We start from the raw sequence: 20,728 nt of genomic DNA, 5'->3' as shown, positions 1-20,728 counted from the left end.
AGGCCGGGCTCGCGCGACAAGACACCCCCTAGCGCTGCACGCGCCGCACGGCGAGGACGCAGTGGGCGCTGCTGGTGAGCACCGACTCGTCGCCCGCGAAGGCCTGCAGGGTCTCCGGCGCGACCGGCTGGCCCGGGACCGCCTCCGGCCAGGCGCGGGTGGCGAAGATGAAGTACGCCTGGCCGCTCTCGTCCGCCGCGGCGACCCACTCGTCGGGGGCGGTGCAGCGCGCGTTCATCCCGGGCAGGGTGAGCGCGATCTGGTTGCCCTCCAGCAGGATCTGCACCGGGAAGGTGGCCGCCTTGAGGGTGCCGTCCATGACCACGTCTCCGATGGGCAGGCCGATCTCCTCCAGCAGCCCGCGGGCGGCCGCCTCGCCGGCCTCCCGGCCCTGGGGTCCGTCGCCGAGGGTGTAGGCGAGGAGGTACGGGATGTCGTGCGCCTCTTCGGGGTCTCCGATCCAGGCGAGCACCGAAAGGGTGCCGAGCTGGGACCGGTCGATTTCGGCTTGAGTAGAAGTCATGCGCGCACCCTAGTGGTCTCCCGGCCGAGCCTTTCACGGCTCTTCACCCGGGCGGGCTAGACGGCCCAGAATCCCTCTCCGGAATTCGCCTGCATGTTCGCATCCTGATACTGGAGCCGCACAATGCGCGCGCTTTCCGGAATTTCGAACACCACCCACCCCTCGACCCGCTCACCCACCTCCAGGGAATCGAAGACGATCGGCTTGCCGGTCGTCAGCTCGCCGGTCTTCACCACCGGATGACGCTGCCCCGCGCTGTCGTGCGCCCACATGCGACCGAGCGCCCCGTACGAGGCCCCGCCCACGTTGACGAAGGACATCGAGGCGGCCGCCCAGCGCTTCCCGGCGGGCGGGGCGAAGTTCTTCTCCACGCTGACCGCGGGGTCCACGAACGCCGCGAGCTCGACCTGGAGGTGCCGGCCGACCTGGGTGCCGTGCACCCGTACGGGGTCGCCCACATGGGCGTCCTTCACGCCGGGCCGTACGGGGACCTCCGCACCCGGAGCCCCGTCGTCCACCGGGACCGCGGGCGCGGCGGCCGGGGCGAGCGCCGCTCCCTCGGGGGCGCTCTGGCAGCCCGTGGAGCCGAACAGGAGGAACGGGAGGAGAGCGGTGGCGGCGAGCGCGGGGCGGAGGGCGAAGACGGGGCCGAAGGAGGCGGACTGGCGCATGCGGGATCCCTTCTGGGACGTATTTCGGCCAGTCTCACGCCCCCGAGCAGGAAATCGCGCACAACGACACGAGCACGCGGAGCAAGTGCGTACGCCCACCTGCCAGCACAATGCGTTCCGGCGGAATCCCGCCGTCCGATCCCCCTGGAGGAAGAATGCGCAAGTCCGCCCGCCGAATGGCCCTCACGGCCTTCGCCGCACTGGCCGCCACCACCCTTTTCACCGCCCCGGCCGGTGCCACCGTTTTCGATCAGGGTATTTCCGTACACCACGACGCCTACGTCGCCCAGGACGGCGCCGTCACCCTTTCCGGGACGTACCACTGCGAGAAGGCGTCACCCGTGGGGGCGATGCAGATCAAGGCGACCGTCGCGCAGGAGGGCGGCGGGCAGCTGAGCATCGGCGCGGAGCAGATCGTCTGCGACGGCCAGGAGCGCCGGTGGGTCGCCCACGCGCCCGGCGCCTTCGCGAACGTGCACCCGGGCCACGCGGTGGTCACCGCCGAGCTCCAGGAGGTCCGGCTCTCGGGCCTGATGCCGCGGTCGGTCACCACGGTCGCCAAGGACACGCAGGACGTCGAGGTCCGCGAGAGCTGAGCGGTGCGCGGCCCGTGGCACGCACCCGGTGCCGGTAGCCGCCGCTACCGGCAGTCGGGGGCGACGTCCGTCATCGACATGAAGGCCACCGACTGGCATGCGGGGTCCGCGTGCGGCCGCCCCGTCGCCCAGTCCACGACGGCCGGCACCCCGGCCACGAGCAGGAGCACGGCCAGGACGCCCGTCACGGCCGCCTTGGTCAGCCCGCGCACAACACGATCCGTTCCATGGCTCGCATCATCGCCCGGCCCCCGGCGCCCCACAACTCGGGGTGACCGTTCGCTCACCCGGCGCTCCGGGCGCTGCCCCCGGCGTCGAACTCGCACCACACCGCCTTGCCGTCGCCGCGGGACTCCACACCCCAGTGCGTGGCCAGCGCGTCCACCAGCAGCAGCCCGCGCCCCGTGGTGGCCGCCTCGCCCGGGGTGCGCCGCCGCGGCCACACGCTGGAGCGGTCCTTGACCCACAGCCGGATCCGCCGGACCGGCTCCGGCAGCACCTCCATCGTCAGCACCGCCCCGCCGTCCGTGTGCAGCAGGGCGTTGACCAGCAGTTCCCCGGCCGCGACCTCCACGTCGTCGGCGAGCTCCGGCATGCCCCAGTCGCGCAGGGCCTGGCGCAGGGCGTAGCGGGCCTCGGAGAGCCCCTCGGGGTCGGCCTGGTGGACGTACTGGTGGATGCGCGGCGCCCGGTGGGTGCCCGGGTCGGGGGCCCGGCGCAGCACCAGCAGGGCCACGTCGTCCCCGGAGCCCCAGCGCTCCCAGAGCCGGTCCGAGAGGTGGTCGGCCAGCGCGCCGGCGCCCTGCGGGCCGCTGCGCACCGCCTGGGCGAGGGCGTCCATCCCGGCGGTGATCGTCGTGCCCGGCTCCTCCACCAGGCCGTCCGTGCACAGCACCAGCGTCTCGCCGGGGACCAGGTCGAGCCGGGTCTCGGGGAACTCCTCGTGCTCGAAGAACGAAGCCAGCCCGAGCGGCAGCCCGCCGCGCACCTTGGGCCAGCCCGTACGCCCGTCCGTGTGCCGGATCAGCGGCCCGAGGTGGCCCGCGCGGACCGCCCGTACGCCTCCCGTCTCCAGGTCCACCTGCGCGTACATGCACGTGGCGAAGCGCTCGGTGTCCAGCTCGGCGAGGAAGCGCGAGGCCCGGGCCAGCACGGTGGACGGCGGGTGCCCCTCCCCCGCGTACGCCCGCAGCGCGATCCGCAGCTGGCCCATGATGGCCGCCGCGTGCGTGTCGTGGCCCTGGACGTCGCCCACCACCACACCGACGCGGTCGCGGGGCAGCGCGATCACGTCGTACCAGTCCCCGCCCACCTCCCGCCCGCTCCAGGCCGCGTGGTAGCGGACCGCGATCTCCCCGCCGGTGATCTCCGGGATCCGGCGCGGCAGCATGGCGGCCTGCAGGCCGGTCGCGAACTCCCGCTCCTGGTCGAAGAGGAGCGCCCGCTGGAGGGACTGGGCCACGATGCCGGCCAGGCCGAGGCAGAGGTTGCGTTCCTCGGGGCTGAACTCGCTGCGCCGCCGGTAGAAGAGGACCAGGCCGCCGATGGCCTTGGCCTGCGCGATCAGCGGCAGGTAGGCGGCCGCGTCGTACTGGATCCGGTTCAGGTACTCCGCCAGCAGCGGGAACTCGCCGCCGAGCTCGGAGAGCGAGGTGACGAAACGTGCCTGCCGGGTGAGCACCGCCTGCGACAGCGGCAGCGAGCCGTCCATCCGGGTGAACCGGCGCTCGCTGAGGATCTCCAGCGACTCCCCGCTCAGCGCGATGATCTTGATGGTGCCGCCCTCGACCAGCCCCAGGGCCAGCCCGTCCGCACCGAGCCGCTCCAGCGCGCCCGCCCCGGTCAGCGCCGCCGTGACGTCGTCGACCGTCACCGCCCGCGACAGGGCCTCCGTGGTCCGCTGCACGATCGTCGTCTGCTGGGCGCGCGCCGCCTCCAGCTTGCGCAGCAGCGTCGCGTGGGCCAGCTCCGCCGTCGCGTCCCGGACGATCCCCACGATCCGCTCCGGCTGCCCCGCGCCGTCCCGGAGCACCCGTCCCGAGGTGTGCGTCCACTGGTCCCGGCCGTCACGCCGCTGCACCGTGAAGTACGCGCCGTACGTGTCCCCGCCGCCCGCCAGGACACCTTCGATGATCTCGGTCAGCCGGTCGCCGTCCTCGGGCGGGATGCGCAGCGCCACACCGGGCGCGGTGCCGTCGAACTCCTCCGGCGCGAGGTCGAAGACCTCCATCGCGGCCTCGTCCAGCACCACCGTCCCGGCACCCAGGTCCCACTCCAGGCTGCCCATGCCGTTGAGCGCGAACCGCTCTTCGGGCACGGTCAGGGGGGACGGCCGGGCCGGCTCGGGTCCGTCGCGTTCCGCCGCTGTCACCTTCCCCACCCCCTAACGGCCGGGCCAGCACGGCTGGGAGATCAGCCGCTCCCACTCCTCGTCAGGATGCCCCGGAAGGGTGCGCCCAGCCTCCTGCCAGCGCCTGACCACGGAGAGGTAGATCGTGGGCTGGTCGCCGTGCGGGCCCGCCGCGTACTGGCCGCCGTACTGGCCCGCGTACGGCCCCCCGTACGGGGCGGCCCGGTCGTACCCGGCCGACCTGGCCCTCGCGGGCTGTTCCCCGCGGCTGGCGGGAATGCGTACCCAGCCGCGACCCTGCGCTCGCTCCGCGCTCATCACGGACCCCTCTCACCGCGGTCTCACCGCAAATACGTCTTCGGATGCTCCGGGGGTACCCCCGGAACGTCTCCGGGGGAAGCAGCCCGGTCCGGCCGGGCGACGCCGGGCGCGCCCGGCCGCGGACCCCGGGCACCGAGGCGCTTGCGGACTCCTCTCACCAGTCTCCCCGCCGTGAAGCCCGCGCCGTGCACGAATCGCATGGAAGGGCCGAATGAGGGAGCCGTCAGCAGCCCCGCGAAGAACAGCCCGGGCCACGAGGACTCGAACCCGGGGCCCAGCTCGGGCGCCCCGCTCTCCCCGACGGTCTCCAGGGCGGCCCGCAGACCCGCGTCGAGCAGCTCCAGCCGGGCCAGCTCCGGAACGAAGCCGGTGGCCGCGATCACGTGCGCGGTGTCCAGCACCACGGACTCCCCCGCCCGGGTGGTCAGCCCGAGCCGGGTCCGCTCGCCCACCGCCACCGCCCGGTGCAGCCGGTGCCCGAGCATGACCGGGACGCGCCGCTCGAAGCGGTCCCGCAGCCACCAGGCGCCGGCCGGGCCCAGCGCGGTCGCCGCGATCCGCTCCCGGGTGGGCGCGGGCAGCCGGCGCACCGCCCAGGGCAGCTCCGACCACACCCAGCTGCGCCAGCCGGTGCCGAGGCCGCTGTGCGGATCGCGCAGGGCCCGCAGCGGGGGCCGCTCCAGGGGCTGCGGCAGGGTGTTCCAGTTCAGCCGGGAGCGCCGGGCGACCAGGCAGGGCCGGGCCCCCTGCTCGGCCAGCAGGGCGGCGGTCTCCAGGGCCGCCTGCCCGGCCCCGAGGACGGCGACCTCACGGCCCTCGAACCGGCTCAGGTCCCGGTGGCCGCTGCTGTGCGAGTAGTGGGAGGGCGGGAGGTCCCGCAACGCCTCGGGGCGGTGGACGAAGGGCATCACCCCGACCGCGAGGGCGACCGCACGGGCGAGCAGGGGCGGTCCCTCGGCGGTGCGCACGCGGAAGCCGTCGCCCTGCGGGGTCACCTCCAGGACGGTCACCTCCTCCACCTCGGGCGCGGCCTGCCGGGCGAACCACATCCCGTACGCACTGAACGTGCCGATCGGCAGCGGAGTGCCGTGTTCCGCGACGATCCCGCGGGTCGCGCAGAAATCGGCCAGCGTGTGCCGCCCGTCCGGCGCGGACAGATTGGACGACCAGGGCTCCGACTTCAGGTACATGCCGTCGGGCATGTGGTCGCGCCACGAGGCCATGGGCCGCCCCAGCAGCCGTACGTCGAGCCCCGCGGCCGCAGCATGGGCGGCGATCGACAGCCCGTACGGGCCCGCGCCGATCACCACGAGATCGTCGATCCGCGTCAAGGCCGCTCCTCCAGCTCGATGCTCACCGGCCCGGCCCGGTCCGCCGCGCCGGGTCCCTTCAACGGGTCACCAGCTCGTCGGGCTCGGCCGACGCCTCCGGCGGGAGGGGGCGGGAGGCCGATCCGGCCGAGCCGGTGGACGACGGGTTGCGACCGCGCTGACGGGGCGTACGGACGACCGCGCGCGCCGTGCGGCGGCCCTGCTCCGGAACACCGCGCAGCGCCCGGACCCCCTTGCCCGCACCCCGCCCCAGCAGGGCGCCGAGCATCGCCAGGAACGGCAGCAGGTCGTCGGCGGCGAACCAGGCCGTCTCGACCCGCCCGCGCTCGGCGGCCCGCCCGGCCCCGGGCGCGCGGGACGAGGTCGGCACCGCCGACCTCGACGCCGCCGGCGTCCCGGCCGGATCCGCGGGGCCCGCCGCCGGGCGGCGCGGCAGCGACCCGCCCCGGACCGCCGCCAGCAGCGCGTAGTTCTCCGCGACGAACACCCGGCCCGGTCCGCCCGAGGGCCGCGGCACCTGCTGGCCCGTCAGATCCAGGTACATCGCCTGTACGACGTCCAGCCCGGCCGCATCCGCGAACAGCCGGAACTGCGCGCCCGGCCGGGGGTTGAAGTCCACCAGCCGGAAGCAACCCCGTTCGTCACGGCGGAAGTCCAGGTCCAGGATCCCCTGGTAGCCGAGCCGCTCGGCGAGCCGCAGTCCCGCCTCCTCCACCGCCGGATCCGGCAGCCAGCGCCCCACGGCCGTCAGCCCCGTGCGTACCGGCCAGGACAGCTCCTTGCGGCCCGAGCCCGCGAGCAGCGGACGCCCGCCGTGCGCGAAGGCCCCGTGGAAGAACCAGTCGGTGTCAGGCCCGGCCGGCAGGAACCGCTGGAGCAGCAGCCGGCTCCCGGCCTCGGCGGAGCGCTCGTAGAGCCGGCGCGCCTCGGCGGTGGTGTGCACGAGCATGGTGCTGCGCAGCCCGTCGGCCCCCGCGGGCAGCAGCCAGGGCCGGCTCCACTTGGCGACCACCGGCAGGCCGAGCCGCCAGGCCGCCTCGGCCGCCTCCGCCCCGCTCGCCGGGATCACGGTCTCCGGGTGCGGGACGTCCCACCGCGCGCAGAGCCGCGACAGCTCGGCCTTGTCGGCCACCCGGGCGGGCAGGTTGTCGGGCTGATGGGGAATCCGGAAACGCTCGCGGAGCATCGGCGCGACCCGGGACACGGCGATCGCGCTCAGGTCGTCCATGGCGATGAGCACGGCCGGCCGGCCGATCCGCTCCGAGACCCCGGTCAGGCACTCCAGCAACGCCTCGGGCGCCTCGGGGTCCAGGCCGCCCACCGGCCCGGGATGCACGGCGCGCAGGTAACGCGAACGCCCCATGGGACCTCCCCCGGCCTCGACGACGGCATGGACCTCCACGCCCTTGCGGCCAAGGGATCTGACGGCGCCGAGGGTTCCGTGGTGGAACGGATTCCGATCGAGTCTGAGCACAACGGCGGGCACATGGCTGAGATGCGCGTGCATGGCAACGGTGTCTTTCACCTAGTCGGACCAAGCGGGGGTGGTGTGCACCTGCTAATGGCCTACGCGGCGGGCACCGAACAGGCCATTCGTCAGATCTGATGCCTAACGTCTTTGGTAAGCACACCGATTCAGGAAAGCTCGGGAGACGCCATGCCCACACCACGCCGCCGACTGGCGAGCACCTGCATCGGTACGGTCACGGCCGGACTGCTGGCCACCGGAGCCGCGCTCGCAGCGCCCGAGGACGACCGGCCGGAGGGCTCCGACATCGCCATGGGCGCCTACCTCCACTACGGCACGCCCGGGGTGGCCCGGATCCCGCACCTGTCGCGCTGGCTCGGCGGCAAGGAGATCCGGGTCGCTCACACCTATCTGCCCGGTGACCAGTGGGCGGGCATCGAGGGCCGGGTCTCGTTCCTGGCGGACTGGGCGGAGTGGCGCCGGGACGAGGACGACCGGATGTTCGTCCTCAACGTGCCCATGCAGGAGCGCAACGAGAACCGCATCCCCGACTACCAGGTGGCCCAGCTGATCAGGGCGGGCGCGGAGGGCCAGTACGACCTGCACTTCCGGCGGCTCGCCGAGCGGCTCGTGTCGCTGGGGGTTCCGGACACGGTGATCGTGCTCGGCTGGGAGATGAACGGCACCACGTACACGCACCGCTGCGCACCGGACCCCAAGAACTGGAAGTTGTACTGGAGGCGCATCGTCAAGGCGATGCGCTCGGTACCCGGGCAGAAGTTCACGTTCGACTTCACGCCGAACAGGGGTACGGACGCGATCGGCTGGACGAAGTGCTACCCCGGCGACGACGTGGTCGACATCATCGGAATGGATTCGTACGACCAGGCTCCCGGCCAGACCTTCGACGACCAGATCACCCAGCCGTACGGACTCCAGCGGCAGGTCGACTTCGCGAAAGCACACGGGAAGTCGATCTCCTACCCGGAGTGGGGGCTGTTCCGGCGCGGGGACAATCCGGAGTACATGCGGCGCATGCTGAAGTGGATCGAGCAGCACAGGCCGCTCTACCACACCATCAGCGACTACTGCCCGCACGGCGTGTGGCAGTGCAAGGACAACCCGGAGTCCGCGAAGGCCTTCCGCGACGCGCTGACGCCCGAGCGGCCCGGTCCGGTGGTCCCGACCCCGGTGGTGCCCACGCCCGTGGTCCCGACCCCGGTGGTCCCGACCCCCGTGGTGCCCACGCCGGTCGTGCCGACCCCGCAGGTCCCGACCCCCGCGGTCCCGACCCCGCAGGTCCCGACCCCCGTGGTCCCGACCCCCGTGGTTCCGACTCCGCAGGTCCCGACGCCGGAGGTCCCCAAGCCCTCGCCCGTGGTCCCCAGCCCGGAGGTCCCGACGCCGGTCACCCCGAGCCCGGAGGTCCCGCTGCCGGTCACACCCAGCCCGGCGGTCCCGACGCCCGGGGTCCCGAGGCCCTCGCCCGTGGTGCCCAAGCCCTCGCCCGTCACCCCGACCCCGACCCCGGTCGTGCCGAAGCCCCAGCCCACGCCGCCGAAGCCCCTGCCGCAGCCGACGACGCCACCGGTCAACAGCCAGCACTGGTGCGTGCCGCTGAACTTCGGCGAGTGGCTCTCCAAGCTGGTCGGCACCCAGTCGGTCTGCTTCAAGCTGGACTTCCGCAAGGACTCCGGCTTCTGGCCCTTCTAGCCGGGTCATCGCACCCGCAGTTCGTTGAGCCGCGCCCGCCAGTCCCTGGCGGCCGGCAGCGCCTCCCGCAGTGCGTCCACCGCGCGCTCGCGCCCCGTGACCTGCGACTCGTGTACGCGCAGCAGGGGCGCGAGCGCCGTCGTGGCCAGCAGGAAGCGCTGGTTGACGACCGTCTCGGGCCGCCAGTGGTTCTTGTACGGCTCGTTGCCGCGCAGGAAGCTCACCACCGGCCGGCCCTCGGCGAGGGCCCGCCCGGCCTCGTAGCGCAGCAGCAGCGTCGCCACGTCCACCTTCCGGGTGCGCAGGTCCGGGTCGGCCCCGTACAGGTAGCCGCCGCTGAGCCCGGCCGACAGCAGGGTGACGTTGGCCGCCACCACCTTGCCGTCCAGCCGGAACTCCGTCAGCCGGCTCTCCCCGGCCCGCACCATCCGCCGGGTGGCCCGGGTGAGGTGCTCGGCGAAACGGGGCCGCAGGTGCTCGGGGGTCACCCCACGGCCGCGCCACTGCTTCTCGTGCAGCCGCAGCAGGGTCCGTACCGCGCGCGGCACCTCGTGCTCGGTGACCTCGTGCTCCTCGATCCCGGCCGCGTCGGTCTTGCGCAGTTTGGCCCGTACCCGCTGGGCGCCGGAGGCCGGCATCCGCTTGACCAGCTCGTCGAACGGCAGCGTGGGCAGCTCCATGCACGTGGAGTCGGTGAGCTTGCTGGAGACCCCGGGCCACTGCCGGTACAACTCCTCAGCGGCCGCTCCGGGACGTACCTCCCGCAGGTCCACGACGGCGCCGCGGGCGGCCCGGTGCAGCCCGCGGGCCAGCGCCGGGACGGCCTGGTCTGCGTGCTCCGCGGCCACCAGCACGTCGAAGTAGTCGGTGATGGGGCCGCCGAGCGGCACCAGCAGGGGCATCGGCCGGTGGACGAGCATCAGCGGGGCCACGCCGATGAGCTCCTCGCCGCGCCGGACGAGGACGATCCGGAGCCGGCCGTCCTTGCCGTACGAGAGCCACCAGGAGTGAAGCCAGGCGTGACTCTGGAAGGGGGTGGCGGTGGGGCAGCCGCGGAACAGTGCGTTCCACGACTCCTCCAGCGCGGCGAACTGCCGGGGGTCGCGGCACAGCGTCACCGACAGGGCCCCGGCGGAGCCCGAAGTCATCGAACGGACTCCTTCTCCTTGGCCGAGGTGGGCTCACCCTGGGCGGGCAGCGAGGCGTACTCCTCGACCGGGGACTCGACCGCGGTCTCCGCCGGGGACTCGGCTGCCGCGGAATCGGCCGCGCTCTCCCCGGAGCGCCGCGAGCGGCCCGGCCGGGCGAGCAGCCACAGGCCGCCCAGCAGTCCGCCGGCGCACATCCCGACGGCGCCGCTGATGGCGGCGGACGGGGAGGCCGGCTCGGACGGGGCGACCGCCTGGTTGAAGAGGAGCAGCTGGACACCGGTGTTCTTGGCGGCCTGATTGCTGCTCAGGGACAGGGCGTCGGCAACCGCGTTCGCGATGTCGGCGGCCTCGGCGGGGCTCTTCGAGGTACCCGTGATGGCGATCATCGGGGACTCGGGGGAGGTCTCGGCCCGTACCTGGGTGCGCAGCTGCCGGGCGCCGATGCCCGCGCGCGGCTGGGCGTAGGCGAGGGTGGAACTGCTGGTCGCGATACGGGCGTAGGCCTGGGCGAAGCCGAGGGCGGTGGCCGGCTCGGTGGTGTCGTCGGGGACGGCGACGACATAGCTGGTGGCGGCGTACTCGGGGGCCTTGAGCACTCCGTAGGCGCCGCCCGCGGCCAGGCCCAGCAGGGCGCAGGCGGGCAGCGGCCACCACAGGGGCGGTGAGAGCCTGCGGCGGCGCGGCTTCCGCTCGGACCGGTGGTCCGGCTTCCGCTCCTGCTTCCGCTCGGCCCGGCTCTCGGACCGGCCCTCGGACCGGCCCTCGGGCCGGTTCTCGGCCTTCTTCTCGGACTTCTTCTGGTCGGCGGTATCGGCCATGAACGTGCTCGCTTCCTGGGTGGAGGGGAGTTCCTGCGGGTCCCGTCGGGACCCGTCGGGAGGGGAGGGATCAGCCGGTGCCGTTCGGCTCCGCCGGTCCGGGGCCGGCCTGCTCGCGCCGGGCACCGACGACGGTCGCGGCCCCGGCTGCGGGCGCGGCGGTGCCGCCCCGGACCGCCCCGCCGGCGCCCGGGGCCGCCGAGAGGGCGAGGTCGTACACGTCCAGCAGCTGCCGCGCGCTGCGGGCGATGTCGTAGCGGCGGACCACCGGCGGAGGGGGCAGCCGGCGCGCGCCCGCCTCCATGTGACCGCGCAGCGCCGCGACCAGTTCCTCCGTGCCGGTGCCGATGCGGCGGGCCCCGGGGGCCTGCGCGGCGGGCAGGTCGTCGATGGCCGGGCAGGTCACGTGCAGCACGGGGAGTCCGGCGGCCAGGGCCTCGACGACGGCGAGCCCGAAGGCCTCCTCCCGCGACGGGGACACGAAGACGTCCATGGCGGCCAGCAGCGCCGGAATCCCGGGGGTACGGCCGTCCGCGCTGTCGCCCAGCGGGTCCCGCTCCCCCAGCAGGTGGATCCGGCTCTGCGCGCCGAGCTCGGCGGCCAGCCGCCGCAGGCCGGCCCGCTCCGGTCCGTCCCCGGCCAGCAGCAGGTGAGCCCCCGGCAGCGCGGCCACGGCCCGCACCAGGACGTCGAACCGCTTGCCCGGGACCAGCCGGCCGACCCCGCCGACCACGAAGGCCCGCTCGGGCAGCCCGGTGCGGGCCCGGGTGGCCCGCCGGACGCCCTCGTCGAAGCGGAAGCGGACCGCCTCGATCCCGTTGGGTACGACGTGCACCCGGGCGGCCGGCACCCCCCACCCCTCCAGCCGGGCGGCCACGGTGTCCGACACGGCCACCGTCGCCGCGCCGAGGCGTTCACTGGCCAGGTAGAGGGTGCGGACGCCGCGCGACAGCGGCCTGCCCTCGATCTCGCCCTCGCCGAGGGAGTGTTCGGTGGCCACGGTCGCCCCCGTGCCCGCGAGCCGGGCTGCGAGGCGCCCGTAGACGCAGGCCCGGTACAGGTGCGTGTGTACGAGGTCGTACCGGCCGCGGCGGATGAACTTCACCAGCCGGGGCAGCGCCCCCAGGTCGCGGTTGCCCCGCATCCCGAGGTGCACGACCCGGACCCCGTCGGAGCGCAGCCCCTCGGCCACCGGGCCGGGGTTGGTCAGCGTCAGTACGTCGCAGCGCATGGGCATGTGGCGCAGCAGCAGCCGCAGTTGCTGCTCGGCGCCGCCGACGCCGAGCCCGGTGATGATGTGCAGGGCCTTGACCGACTCGAGCGTCTTCACCGCTGCACTCCCCGCCGCAGCTCCCGCACCTGGTGGCGGAGCTGCTTGATCCGCAGCCGGGCACCGCCGTCGGCCTGGCTGACGTGCGTACGCGGCAGTGCGTGCGGGCCGGCGAGCCGTCCCGGGTCGATGGCACAGGCGTAGCCGTAACCGGCGGCGCGCGTGGCGCCGACGACACGGGCGTCGAGGTGCCCGTACGGGTAGCAGAACCCTTCGGGCAGGGTTCCGGTCAGCTCGCGCAGCAGGTCACGGCTGCCCCGCAGCTCCTGCTGGAGCACGTCGTCGGCGGTCGCGGTGAGGTCCTGGTGGAGCAGCCCGTGCGAGCCGATCTCCTGTCCGGCGTCGGCGACTTCGCGGATGCCCTCGGCGGTGAGCAGGGACTTGCGCGGGCCCAGCGGGTCCCACACGTTGTCCACGCCGAGCCGCCCGGGCAGTACGAAGAGGGTGGAGGTGCAGTCGTAGCGGTGCAGCAGGGGCAGGGCGTGCGACAGGAAGTCGGTGTAGCCGTCGTCGAAGGTCAGCCCGACCAGTCCGGCTCCGCCCCCTGCCGCGCGAGCCCGCAGCAGCTCGCCGACGGATACCCCGCGCAGGCCGCGGGAGCGCAGCCACAGCAGCTGGGCCTCCAGGGCGAGCGGGGTGACGGTGATGCCGTACGGGTCCTCCGCGGGGTCGGTGAACTCGGCGACCGAGTGGTACATCAGGACCCACGGCGAAGCGGCCCGGCGGGCGGGGACCACCACGGCGGCGGGGGCCGTGTCGGTGTCAGCGGACATTGCGGAACCTCTGCGTGAGCTGGGAGATCTGACCGGGCAGGGCGGTGACTTCGAGGGCGCGTATGGCCGTGCCGGTGGCTCCGAACATGGCCGGGACCAGCAGGCAGCCGAGGGCGGCGCTCAGCTTCGGATCGGGGATCATCGGGCCGGCGATCCAGCCGGTGGCGCCGGCGGCGACGGCGGCGACGGCGAGCCGGCCGATGCTGACGGCGACCCGGCGGACCTGGATGGCGATGATCCGGGAGCCGAGGCCGGTGAGCAGCAGGACGGCGGTGGTGGTGATGCCGGCGGCGTTGGCGGCGGCGATCCCGTAGGTGCCCCACCAGCCGACGGCGAAGGCTCCGGCCACGATGTTGACGAGCAGCCCGGCACCCATCGCGAACGCCGGGAACCAGGTGGGCCGGGCGGTCGAGAAGAAGGGCCGGGACAGTGCGCCGACGAGGCAGTGGCCGAGGAGTCCGAGGGCGTAGACCCGCATGACGGAGGCGGTGGCGAGGGTGTCCTGGTGGGTGAAGGCGCCGCGCTCGAAGAGGACCTGGATGATCTGGGGCGCGTAGCCGACGACGAGGGCGGTGCCCATCAGGACGGCGAGCGAGGCCAGCGCGAGGTCCTGCTCCACCCGCCGCCGGGCCTTCTCCAGCTCTCCCCCGGCCATGGCCTGGGCGACGACGGGGAAGGTGACGGTGCAGATCATCAGGGAGAGCACCATCGGCATCTGCGCGACCTTCTGCGCGTAGTTGAGGTGCGAGATCGCCCCGGACGGCAGCGAGGCGGCCAGGAACCTCTCGACGAGCACCTGCGACTGCCGGAACACGGCGAAGAAGATCACGGGGGCGATGACCCCGAAGGCGATGAGGGTGGGACGGTCCCGGTCGCGCTGGCTGCGCGGGGCGCCCTTGGCGCGGGGCGGGCCGAAGCCCACGTTCCGGATGAAGGCGGGCAGTTGGACGAGCGCCATCAGCAGTCCGCCGACGGCGACGCCCGCGGCGGCGGCCCGGACGCCCCACAGGGCGTGCAGGGCCACCATCGTGCCGATGATGCCGACGTTGTACGACACGTAGATCGCGGCGGGCGGGAGGAAGGACCGGTGCGCGCGCAGTGCCGCGCTGAAGTATCCGGCGATGCCGAAGGAGAGCACGGTCAGCGCGGTGAGCCGGGTGCACTCGATGGCCAGCCGGGGGTCGGGCAGACCGGGGGCGAGCACGGCGACGACGGCCGGGGCGGCCACGACGAGCAGGGTGGCGACGGCGGCCAGGAGCACGACGAGCCGTGGCAGGGTCGCCCCCACCAGGAGCCGTACGGGGTCCTGGGCGCGGGCCTCCCTGCGGGTGAGCCCGGCCCTGCTGGCGGCCCGCCGGGCCAGGGCATGGCTGAAGGCGGGCACCATCAGCAGCGCCATGGCGTCCTCGATGAGCAGCGTCGAGGCCATCTCGGGCACGGTCCAGGCGATCAGGAAGGCGTCGCTGTCGTGCCCGGCCCCGAAGAGGTGCGCGATGGTCTGGTCCCGCACCAGCCCGAACACGGCCCCGGCGGCGGTGAGTCCGGCGGTGACGGCGGCGGCCTTGGCCAGGAACCGCCCGAGCGGCTGGCTCCCGCCGGTTCGGCTCCCGCCGGTTCGGCTCCCGCCGGGGGTGGCGGATCCGGATGGCTCGCCCGCCGCCGGTCGGCTCCCGCCGGGGGTGGCCGAAGGCTCGCCCGCGCGACCGGGCCGGCGCAGCCGGCTCCCGGCCCGCTCCCGGGGCTCGGGCTCGGCGGCCGGGCCGCTGTCGGCCCGCGCAGCCACCCGCACGCTGTGCTTGTCCGAGGCGCCGCCCGAGTAGCCGGCGGAGCCGAACACAGGCCTGCGGACAGCCGGCTCACCGCCCGGGCGCCCTCCGGCGACGAACCCGCGGTCCGCCGCGGCGTCGTCACGGCCCGGCAGGCCCCCGGCAACGAATCCCGGGTCGGCAGCGGGCGGTACGGACGGCCCTCCGGCGGGCCGCCCGTCCGCGGGCGTGCTCCGCGGGGACCCGGCGACCGAACCCGAGGCCCTGGGCCCACCAGGGGTCGCGGACCCTCCGGCGGGCCGCCCGGGCACGGGCGTGCTCCGCGGGGAGCCGGCGACCGAACCCGAGGCCCTGGGCCCACCAGGGGTCGCGGACCCACCGGCGGGCCGCCCGTCCACGGGCGTGCTCCGCGGGGACCCGGCGACCGAAACGGGAGCGCCGGGCACGGGCACGGTCCGCGGGGAGCCGGCGGAGGCGGGGTCCGTGCCCGCGGGGAAGCGCAACGGACCGGGGTCCGGGGCACCCGGGACACGGGCGTGGCCCGCCCCGGCCGGGGAGCCGGAGGCGGGCCGCCAAGGCGTCGTATCGGTCACCGGCGAGCCGCAACCCCGGGGGCCCTACCCCGTGAACCCGCCGCGGCGCCACGCAGTGGAACGGCGGAGGCGGCCCCGGAATCCGCAACCCCCCGGGAGGGAAGCGCCCACCAGGCCGCCAAGCCGATGATCACTCCGGTCAGCACCGTGGACGGCCCGCCGATGTCCGCGTAGAGGAAGTCGGTCAGCTGCCAGACGAACAGCCCGAGCGCGATCAGCCCGCAGTCCCGCACCCCCTCGCCGGAGGCGAGCCGGCGGAGGCCCGCGACCAGCAGGGCCGCCCAGCCGCCCGCGAGCGCGATCAGCCCGATCAGGCCCTGCTCGCTCAGGATCAGCAGGTACATGTTGTGCGGGGAGAGCAGCGGCTGGCGCAGGTACGCCTGCCCCGCGCCCGCGGTGTCGCTGCCGGAGGAGAGTCCCAGCGAGGCGTGCCCGTCACGGTTGGCCGGGAAGCCCTTGAGCCCCACCCCCACCGCCGGCCGCTCCCGCCACATCGACTCGGCGGCGGCCCACATCGTGTACCGGTCCGTCACCGACTGGTCGGGGGCGCTGGAGACCTGGGTGATGGAGGTCAGCCGCTCGGCGACCATCTCCGAGCCGACCCCGAACCCGCCGACCAGGACCACCCCGGCGGCCGCCAGCGCGGCGACCACCTTCAGGGCCCGCCGGATCCCGGCCAGCGCCATCACCAGCACCGCCGCGCCGAAGGTGGCGATCCACGCGCCCCGGCTGAAGGACAGCACCAGCGGGAGCACCAGCGCCAGCGCGCAGCCGCCGCCGATCCGCCGCAGGCGCCGCGGCAGCCCCGGAGCCAGTGCGGCGGCGGTCGCCACGATCAGCCCGTACGCCACCACCGTGGCCATGCCCATGACGTCGCCGGGGCCGAAGGTGCCGACGGCCCGGACGTCCTCGCCCTGGTACGAGGCCCCGGTGTGGGTGGCGTACTGCACGACCCCCACCGCGCCCTGCACCAGCGCCAGGACCACGAAGCATCCGGCCGCCAGCCGGAACTCCCCCGCGTCGCGCACCAGCAGCACCACGGCCGCCGGGACGAGGACGAACACCTGGAGGTAGCGCACGAAGCCCGGCAGGGCGGCGTAGGGATCCCCCGCGGTCATCGTGGCGACCGCGAGGCCCACGGCGGGCATGCCGAGCACGAGCACGCCCAGCGGGGTCAGCGCCCGCACCCGGCCGCGCAGCGCCTGCACCGCGCAGACGAACACCAGCAGCAGCGAGGCGGCGTCGGCCGGGCCGACCTTCCCGGAGGCGGTCGCGTCCCCCGCCGGGAGCGGGGCGAGGAGGAACAGCACGGTCGCGGCGAGCGGCAGCAGCGGCCAGTGCCGGCGCAGCAGACCCGGCACATCGTGCGAGCTCCACGGACCGGCGACGACGAGACTCATCAGCTGCCCCCCAGCCGGAAACGGAAGAAGGAGGCCGCGGTGCGGGCGAGGATCCACAGGTCCTGCCACAGCGACCAGGTGTCGATGTAGTGGTTGTCGAAGCGGGCCCGGTCCTCGATGGAGGTGTCCCCGCGCAGGCCGTTGATCTGGGCGAGGCCGGTGATGCCGACGGGCATCCGGTGCCGGGCCTCGTAGCCGGGGTGGACGGTGGAGAACTTGGCCACGAAGAAGGGCCGTTCGGGGCGCGGGCCGACCAGGGCCATGTCGCCGCGTACGACGTTCCACAACTGCGGCAGCTCGTCCAGCGAGGACTTGCGCAGGAAGGAGCCGACCGGGCTCATCCCGCGGTCGCCCGCGACGGTCCAGCGGGTGGCGGCCTCGTGCTCGTCGGCCCGCAGGGTACGGAACTTCAGCAGGGTGAAGGGGCGCCCGTACAGGCCGACCCGCTCCTGCCGGAAGATCACCCCCGGCCCGTCCCAGACCCGCACGGCCAGCGCGCACGCCCCCATCACGGGCGCGGCGGCGAGCAGGGCGAGCAGGGCGAGCACGGTGTCGATGCCCCGCTTGACCCCGCGTTCCAGCGGCCGGGCCGGCCGCGGCAGCAGCGGCTGCACGGCGTAGCCCCACAGCTGGTCGGTGGGGTGCGCCACCCGCATGCCGGTGACCTTGGCGGTACCGGCCGGGTCGGCGAGCCACAGCCGGCAGCCGTGGTCGTGGAAGAGCCGGACCAGGGAGGCGGTGCGCTCGTCGGCCTCCGGGGGGCGGGTGAACACCGCGTGCCCGACGGAGTTCTGGATGACCGCGCGCCGGATGTCCTCGTGGGTGGCGAGCAGCGGCAGGGGGCCGCCGTCGCCCTCGGCGGCCGCCGCGGTGTCGGCGAGCCCGACGGGACGCAGCCCGAACTCGGGGCGGCCGTGCAGGGCCGCGGCCACCGCGCTCGCCCCGGCGCCGGGTCCGACGACGAGGGCGGAGGCGGGCTGGCGTACGGCCGCGCGCCGCTGGAGCTGGTTGGCGAAGCCGCGGCCCGCGCAGACCAGGACGACCTGGAGGCAGACGGCGGTGAGCAGCACGCTCCAGCCCACGGCCCGGGCCGGGTCGACGGCGGCCACGACGGCGGCCACGGAGCACCACAGGACGGCGGAGCGCCCGGCCAGCGCGGGCAGTTCGAGGAGCGCGGAGGGGGCGAGCCGCGGCCGGTAGAGCCCTGCCTGCGCGTGCAGCGCGGCGAGCAGGGCGGGCAGGGCGACGACGGCCGGCACCGCGGCCAGGGGCGGCAGCACCGCTTGGGGCAGGGTCGTCGCGGTGAGTACGGCGGCCAGCGCGTCGGCGGTGAGCAGCGGGAGCACGCGGCCGCGGCGACGGACCCGCCGGGGGCGTACGGCGGAGCGGGCCTGGTCGATCCTGGGCCCGCGCGGGGGGTGGATGGCGGTCGCCGAACGGCGGGCCGCCGCGGGGGGCGCGGGCGCGAAGGCGCTGCCGCCGGTGGGCCCCGTGCCGCCCTGCCCGGTGTGCCGGGCGGGTGCGCTGTCCATCGTCATCGGCTGATGCGCTCCTGGTTCAAGGGCCGGGGCCTGCCCAGCAGTTCGTGGTACAGGCCGGTGACCGCGTCCGTGGTCCGCCGCACGTCGAAGTCGGTCCGGGCGTGCTGCCGGGCCTGCTCCCCCAGTTCGGCGAGGAGCCGCGGCTCGGCGAGCAGCCGTCCCAGGGCCCGGGCCAGGGCCGTCGGGTCCTCCGGCGGCACGAGGCACAGGCGCCCCTGGCCCGGCGGCAGGCTCTCCCTGGCACCGCTGACGTCGGAGACCAGGACCGGGCGGCCACACGCCATGGCTTCGAGCGGGGCGAGCGCCATGCCTTCCCACCGCGACGGCAGTACAACGAGATCGGCGGCCCGAAGCCACGGTCGGATGTCGGCGGCGGCGCCCGCGAAGTGCACCCCGGGCGGGGCGGTGGCGCGCAGCCGTTCGGTGTCGGGGCCGTCCCCGACGAGGGCGAGGCGGGCTCCCGGAACGGTGGCGAGCAGCTCCGGCCAGGCACGGAGCAGGATGTCCTGCCCCTTCTGGAGGCAGATCCGGCCCACGCACACGGCGAGCGGCCCGTCGGCCGGGAACCCGGCGGGCAGCGGCAGTTCGGCGCGTGCCCGGGCCTTGTCCCGGTCGGGGTCCGGTCCGCCGGGGCGGAAGTGGTCCAGGTCCACGCCGTTGCGGATCACCGACCAGCGGGCGGTGATCCCCTCGGTCTCGCCGGCGCGGCGTTCGGCCTCGCTGACGCAGAGCACCCGGTCGGCCCAGCGGGCCCCGTACCGCTCCCAGCGCAGCGCGAGCGCCGCGGTGGCCCCGCCGACGGCGTCGAAGGACCAGGCGTGGGGCTGGAAGACGGTGGGTACCGTCCCTCGTGCGGCGAGCCGTCCGGCCAGTCCCGCCTTGGCGCTGTGGGCGTGCAGGAGGTCGGGCCGCACCTGACGGATCACCTGCCGGGCGCCGATGACCTCGGCGGGCAGCCCGGGTCCGGGGGCCCGCCCGGCGCGCCAGGTGAGCACCTCGGCCCCGGCCGACCGGGCGGATGCGCCGAGCGTGCCGCCGGGCGGACAGCCGACGACGGCACGCAGGCCTTCGGCGGTCTGGGCGCGGACGAGGTCGGTGACGACCCTGGCCACACCGCCGTCGACGGGCTGTACGAGATGGAGAACGGTCGTGGGCTGTACCGCCCGAGGTTCACTGGGCACGTGGAGTGGTCTCCTACGTTCAGCGGCGCGCGTCTGTCTGAACGAAGAGCACACCGAGGAAATGACCCTGACTTTCACCCGTGAACCTGAAGTTCAGGCTGCGGGCACCACCGGATAGGGCGGGACTCAGGTCGAACACGTCCGCGTCATATCCGAGATTATTCATATGTTCGGGCTGTCGCACGAACGACTGATCACCGAATTCCGTGATCGTGGAATTCATAACATCATTAAAAGGATTTTCTCCGTCACTGAGGCTCACCCGGCGCCCGCTGTCGGCCGTCACGGTGAGTGAGTCTCCGAGGATGCCGCGGTCCCCGTCGTACGCGACCACCCCGGCCCGGCCCGCGGACCCGGCCGGCGCGTCCAGCCCCTCGATCTCGACCGTCCCGTCACCGGCGCGGGCGGCGAGCGGCTCGAAGCCGTCCCACAGCGAGATCCGGCGCACCGGCTCCTGCGGGTGCTCGTAGGCGACGACCAGCGTCCAGCCGCCCCAGGCCCCGACCTCGGAGTGCCCCATGGCGATGTTGAGCTGGGCCACCGTCCACAGGCCGGCGCCACCCTTGCGGACCAGCGGGGTCACGTCGGCGGAGGCCTGGTAGGCATCGCTGCCCGCGTCCGTACGGTGACCGATGACCGTGTCGGCCAGGACCTCCTTGTACGCGCCGCCGGGCTCGGCGACCAGCACCCGGCCGTTGTCCTGCGGCGGTTTCTGCTCGCCCACCCGCAGGTTCCCGCCCCAGTACAGACGGGCGTACGAGACCTTCGCGCCCTGCGGGACCTTGAGCTCGGCCCGGGTGGAGTTGTAGGTGTCCGGGTCCTTGTCGACCTCGCTGTAGAACATCTCGAAGTCGCTGTTGACCCCGGCCGCGCCCTTCTTGACCTCGGCGCACGGCTCGGCCTGCGGGGACTCCTCCTTGCGGCAGCTGATTCCGGAGTTGGAGGCGCGCACCAGCCCGCCGTGCTGCACGGCTTGGTAACGCTGGGTGAACGGGATCCGGGGCAGCTCCTTGGGCGCTGGAGCCGCCGCCCCCGCGACGGGGGCGTTCACGGAAAGGGTGAGGCAGGACAGCAGACCGAGCGTGCCGAGGATTCTGCGGGAGGAACCCATGACCCTGTCTCCATTTTCGATCAAGGGGACAAAACAGGAGTGAACTTTGTCAGAAATCGGGCTGGAAATCACGTCGGACTCGCTCGTACGG

At 74.5% G+C, this 20,728-nt stretch carries 19 protein-coding genes; 3 read left to right on the top strand and 16 right to left on the bottom strand.

The genetic code is table 11. From position 1 onward, the window contains the following. Positions 1-28: 28 nt before the first annotated feature. Together ACGFZK_RS29735 and ACGFZK_RS29730 are read right to left on the bottom strand one after the other, a co-directional pair. Positions 29-523: a DUF5949 family protein gene (locus tag ACGFZK_RS29735; protein WP_393851938.1), complete on the bottom strand. Its 495-nt coding sequence runs from the start codon at positions 521-523 to the stop codon at positions 29-31. Positions 524-579: 56 nt separating this feature from the next. Further along, positions 580-1,194, bottom strand: coding sequence for a hypothetical protein (locus tag ACGFZK_RS29730; RefSeq protein ID WP_393851937.1), 615 nt, complete (start codon positions 1,192-1,194; stop codon positions 580-582). A 155-nt stretch (positions 1,195-1,349) separates the two neighbouring features. Between ACGFZK_RS29730 and ACGFZK_RS29725 the strand changes: the two genes are divergently transcribed. Then, positions 1,350-1,790, top strand: a complete 441-nt coding sequence (locus ACGFZK_RS29725; RefSeq protein WP_393851936.1) for a DUF6299 family protein — start codon at positions 1,350-1,352, stop codon at positions 1,788-1,790. 44 nt (positions 1,791-1,834) lie between these two features. Here ACGFZK_RS29725 and ACGFZK_RS29720 read toward each other — a convergent pair whose 3' ends face one another. The 5 genes from ACGFZK_RS29720 to ACGFZK_RS29700 all read right to left on the bottom strand — a co-directional run bounded on the left by ACGFZK_RS29720 (position 1,835) and on the right by ACGFZK_RS29700 (position 7,155). Beyond that, positions 1,835-2,002, bottom strand: a complete 168-nt coding sequence (locus ACGFZK_RS29720; protein ID WP_393851935.1) for a hypothetical protein — start codon at positions 2,000-2,002, stop codon at positions 1,835-1,837. Positions 2,003-2,073: 71 nt separating this feature from the next. Continuing rightward, a complete protein-coding gene (locus ACGFZK_RS29715; RefSeq protein ID WP_393851934.1) occupies positions 2,074-4,161 on the bottom strand; it encodes a SpoIIE family protein phosphatase in 2,088 nt (695 codons plus the stop codon). A 12-nt stretch (positions 4,162-4,173) separates the two neighbouring features. Next, positions 4,174-4,458: a hypothetical protein gene (locus ACGFZK_RS29710; RefSeq protein WP_393851933.1), complete on the bottom strand. Its 285-nt coding sequence runs from the start codon at positions 4,456-4,458 to the stop codon at positions 4,174-4,176. Between the two features lie 23 nt (positions 4,459-4,481). Then, on the bottom strand, positions 4,482-5,783 hold the full coding sequence (locus tag ACGFZK_RS29705; RefSeq protein WP_393851955.1) for an NAD(P)-binding domain-containing protein: 1,302 nt from the start codon (positions 5,781-5,783) through the stop codon (positions 4,482-4,484). A gap of 67 nt (positions 5,784-5,850) precedes the next feature. Then, on the bottom strand, positions 5,851-7,155 hold the full coding sequence (locus tag ACGFZK_RS29700) for an ATP-grasp domain-containing protein (RefSeq protein WP_393851932.1): 1,305 nt from the start codon (positions 7,153-7,155) through the stop codon (positions 5,851-5,853). A gap of 27 nt (positions 7,156-7,182) precedes the next feature. Here ACGFZK_RS29700 and ACGFZK_RS29695 point away from each other — a divergent pair, with 27 nt between their 5' ends. Together ACGFZK_RS29695 and ACGFZK_RS29690 are read left to right on the top strand one after the other, a co-directional pair. After that, a complete protein-coding gene (locus ACGFZK_RS29695; RefSeq protein WP_393851931.1) occupies positions 7,183-7,398 on the top strand; it encodes a hypothetical protein in 216 nt (71 codons plus the stop codon). A 51-nt stretch (positions 7,399-7,449) separates the two neighbouring features. Beyond that, positions 7,450-8,973, top strand: coding sequence for a glycoside hydrolase family 26 protein (locus tag ACGFZK_RS29690; RefSeq protein ID WP_393851930.1), 1,524 nt, complete (start codon positions 7,450-7,452; stop codon positions 8,971-8,973). A 5-nt stretch (positions 8,974-8,978) separates the two neighbouring features. Here ACGFZK_RS29690 and ACGFZK_RS29685 read toward each other — a convergent pair whose 3' ends face one another. The 9 genes from ACGFZK_RS29685 to ACGFZK_RS29645 all read right to left on the bottom strand — a co-directional run bounded on the left by ACGFZK_RS29685 (position 8,979) and on the right by ACGFZK_RS29645 (position 20,709). Beyond that, positions 8,979-10,121, bottom strand: coding sequence for a GNAT family N-acetyltransferase (locus tag ACGFZK_RS29685; protein ID WP_393851929.1), 1,143 nt, complete (start codon positions 10,119-10,121; stop codon positions 8,979-8,981). Then, entirely contained in the window at positions 10,118-10,942 is an 825-nt protein-coding gene (locus tag ACGFZK_RS29680) for a lipopolysaccharide biosynthesis protein (RefSeq protein ID WP_393851928.1), read from the bottom strand. Before ACGFZK_RS29680 ends, ACGFZK_RS29685 begins: the two co-directional genes overlap by 4 nt. Positions 10,943-11,012: 70 nt before the next feature. Continuing rightward, complete coding sequence (locus tag ACGFZK_RS29675) at positions 11,013-12,272, bottom strand: glycosyltransferase (RefSeq protein WP_393851927.1); 1,260 nt, start codon at positions 12,270-12,272, stop codon at positions 11,013-11,015. Then, on the bottom strand, positions 12,269-13,045 hold the full coding sequence (locus tag ACGFZK_RS29670) for a polysaccharide deacetylase family protein (RefSeq protein WP_393851926.1): 777 nt from the start codon (positions 13,043-13,045) through the stop codon (positions 12,269-12,271). The genes ACGFZK_RS29675 and ACGFZK_RS29670 overlap by 4 nt, the downstream gene beginning before the upstream one ends. After that, the gene (locus ACGFZK_RS29665; protein ID WP_393851954.1) at positions 13,035-14,762 is read right to left on the bottom strand and encodes a lipid II flippase MurJ; all 1,728 of its coding nucleotides are present in this window, start codon (positions 14,760-14,762) and stop codon (positions 13,035-13,037) included. The genes ACGFZK_RS29670 and ACGFZK_RS29665 overlap by 11 nt, the downstream gene beginning before the upstream one ends. Before the next feature lie 638 nt (positions 14,763-15,400). Next, positions 15,401-16,804, bottom strand: a complete 1,404-nt coding sequence (locus ACGFZK_RS29660; RefSeq protein WP_393851925.1) for an O-antigen ligase family protein — start codon at positions 16,802-16,804, stop codon at positions 15,401-15,403. Then, positions 16,804-18,342 (bottom strand): exopolysaccharide biosynthesis polyprenyl glycosylphosphotransferase, encoded by a 1,539-nt coding sequence (locus ACGFZK_RS29655; RefSeq protein WP_393851924.1) that lies wholly within the window; start codon positions 18,340-18,342, stop codon positions 16,804-16,806. Before ACGFZK_RS29655 ends, ACGFZK_RS29660 begins: the two co-directional genes overlap by 1 nt. Beyond that, positions 18,339-19,526 carry a glycosyltransferase gene (locus ACGFZK_RS29650; protein WP_393851923.1) on the bottom strand — a complete coding sequence of 396 codons (1,188 nt, stop codon included), beginning with the start codon at positions 19,524-19,526 and terminating at the stop codon, positions 18,339-18,341. Before ACGFZK_RS29650 ends, ACGFZK_RS29655 begins: the two co-directional genes overlap by 4 nt. A 19-nt stretch (positions 19,527-19,545) precedes the next feature. Then, positions 19,546-20,709, bottom strand: coding sequence for a DUF3344 domain-containing protein (locus tag ACGFZK_RS29645; protein ID WP_393851922.1), 1,164 nt, complete (start codon positions 20,707-20,709; stop codon positions 19,546-19,548). Between the last annotated feature and the right edge of the window lie 19 nt (positions 20,710-20,728).

It is taken from the genome of Streptomyces sp. NPDC048257, assembly GCF_043201855.1.
GTDB lineage: Bacteria > Actinomycetota > Actinomycetes > Streptomycetales > Streptomycetaceae > Streptomyces.
Note: the sequence above shows the minus strand (reverse complement) of the source record. Positions and strands in the feature narration are given on the sequence as shown.

Coding starts and splice junctions, on each gene's coding strand:
- ACGFZK_RS29725 (WP_393851936.1), top strand. CDS start 1,350: ATGCGCAAGTCCGCCCGCCGAATGGCCCTCACGGCCTTCGCCGCACTG.
- ACGFZK_RS29700 (WP_393851932.1), bottom strand. CDS start 7,155: ATGGGGCGTTCGCGTTACCTGCGCGCCGTGCATCCCGGGCCGGTGGGC.
- ACGFZK_RS29710 (WP_393851933.1), bottom strand. CDS start 4,458: ATGAGCGCGGAGCGAGCGCAGGGTCGCGGCTGGGTACGCATTCCCGCC.
- ACGFZK_RS29660 (WP_393851925.1), bottom strand. CDS start 16,804: ATGAGTCTCGTCGTCGCCGGTCCGTGGAGCTCGCACGATGTGCCGGGT.
- ACGFZK_RS29690 (WP_393851930.1), top strand. CDS start 7,450: ATGCCCACACCACGCCGCCGACTGGCGAGCACCTGCATCGGTACGGTC.
- ACGFZK_RS29735 (WP_393851938.1), bottom strand. CDS start 523: ATGACTTCTACTCAAGCCGAAATCGACCGGTCCCAGCTCGGCACCCTT.
- ACGFZK_RS29680 (WP_393851928.1), bottom strand. CDS start 10,942: ATGGCCGATACCGCCGACCAGAAGAAGTCCGAGAAGAAGGCCGAGAAC.
- ACGFZK_RS29655 (WP_393851924.1), bottom strand. CDS start 18,342: ATGACGATGGACAGCGCACCCGCCCGGCACACCGGGCAGGGCGGCACG.
- ACGFZK_RS29685 (WP_393851929.1), bottom strand. CDS start 10,121: ATGACTTCGGGCTCCGCCGGGGCCCTGTCGGTGACGCTGTGCCGCGAC.
- ACGFZK_RS29695 (WP_393851931.1), top strand. CDS start 7,183: ATGGACCTCCACGCCCTTGCGGCCAAGGGATCTGACGGCGCCGAGGGT.
- ACGFZK_RS29670 (WP_393851926.1), bottom strand. CDS start 13,045: ATGTCCGCTGACACCGACACGGCCCCCGCCGCCGTGGTGGTCCCCGCC.
- ACGFZK_RS29730 (WP_393851937.1), bottom strand. CDS start 1,194: ATGCGCCAGTCCGCCTCCTTCGGCCCCGTCTTCGCCCTCCGCCCCGCG.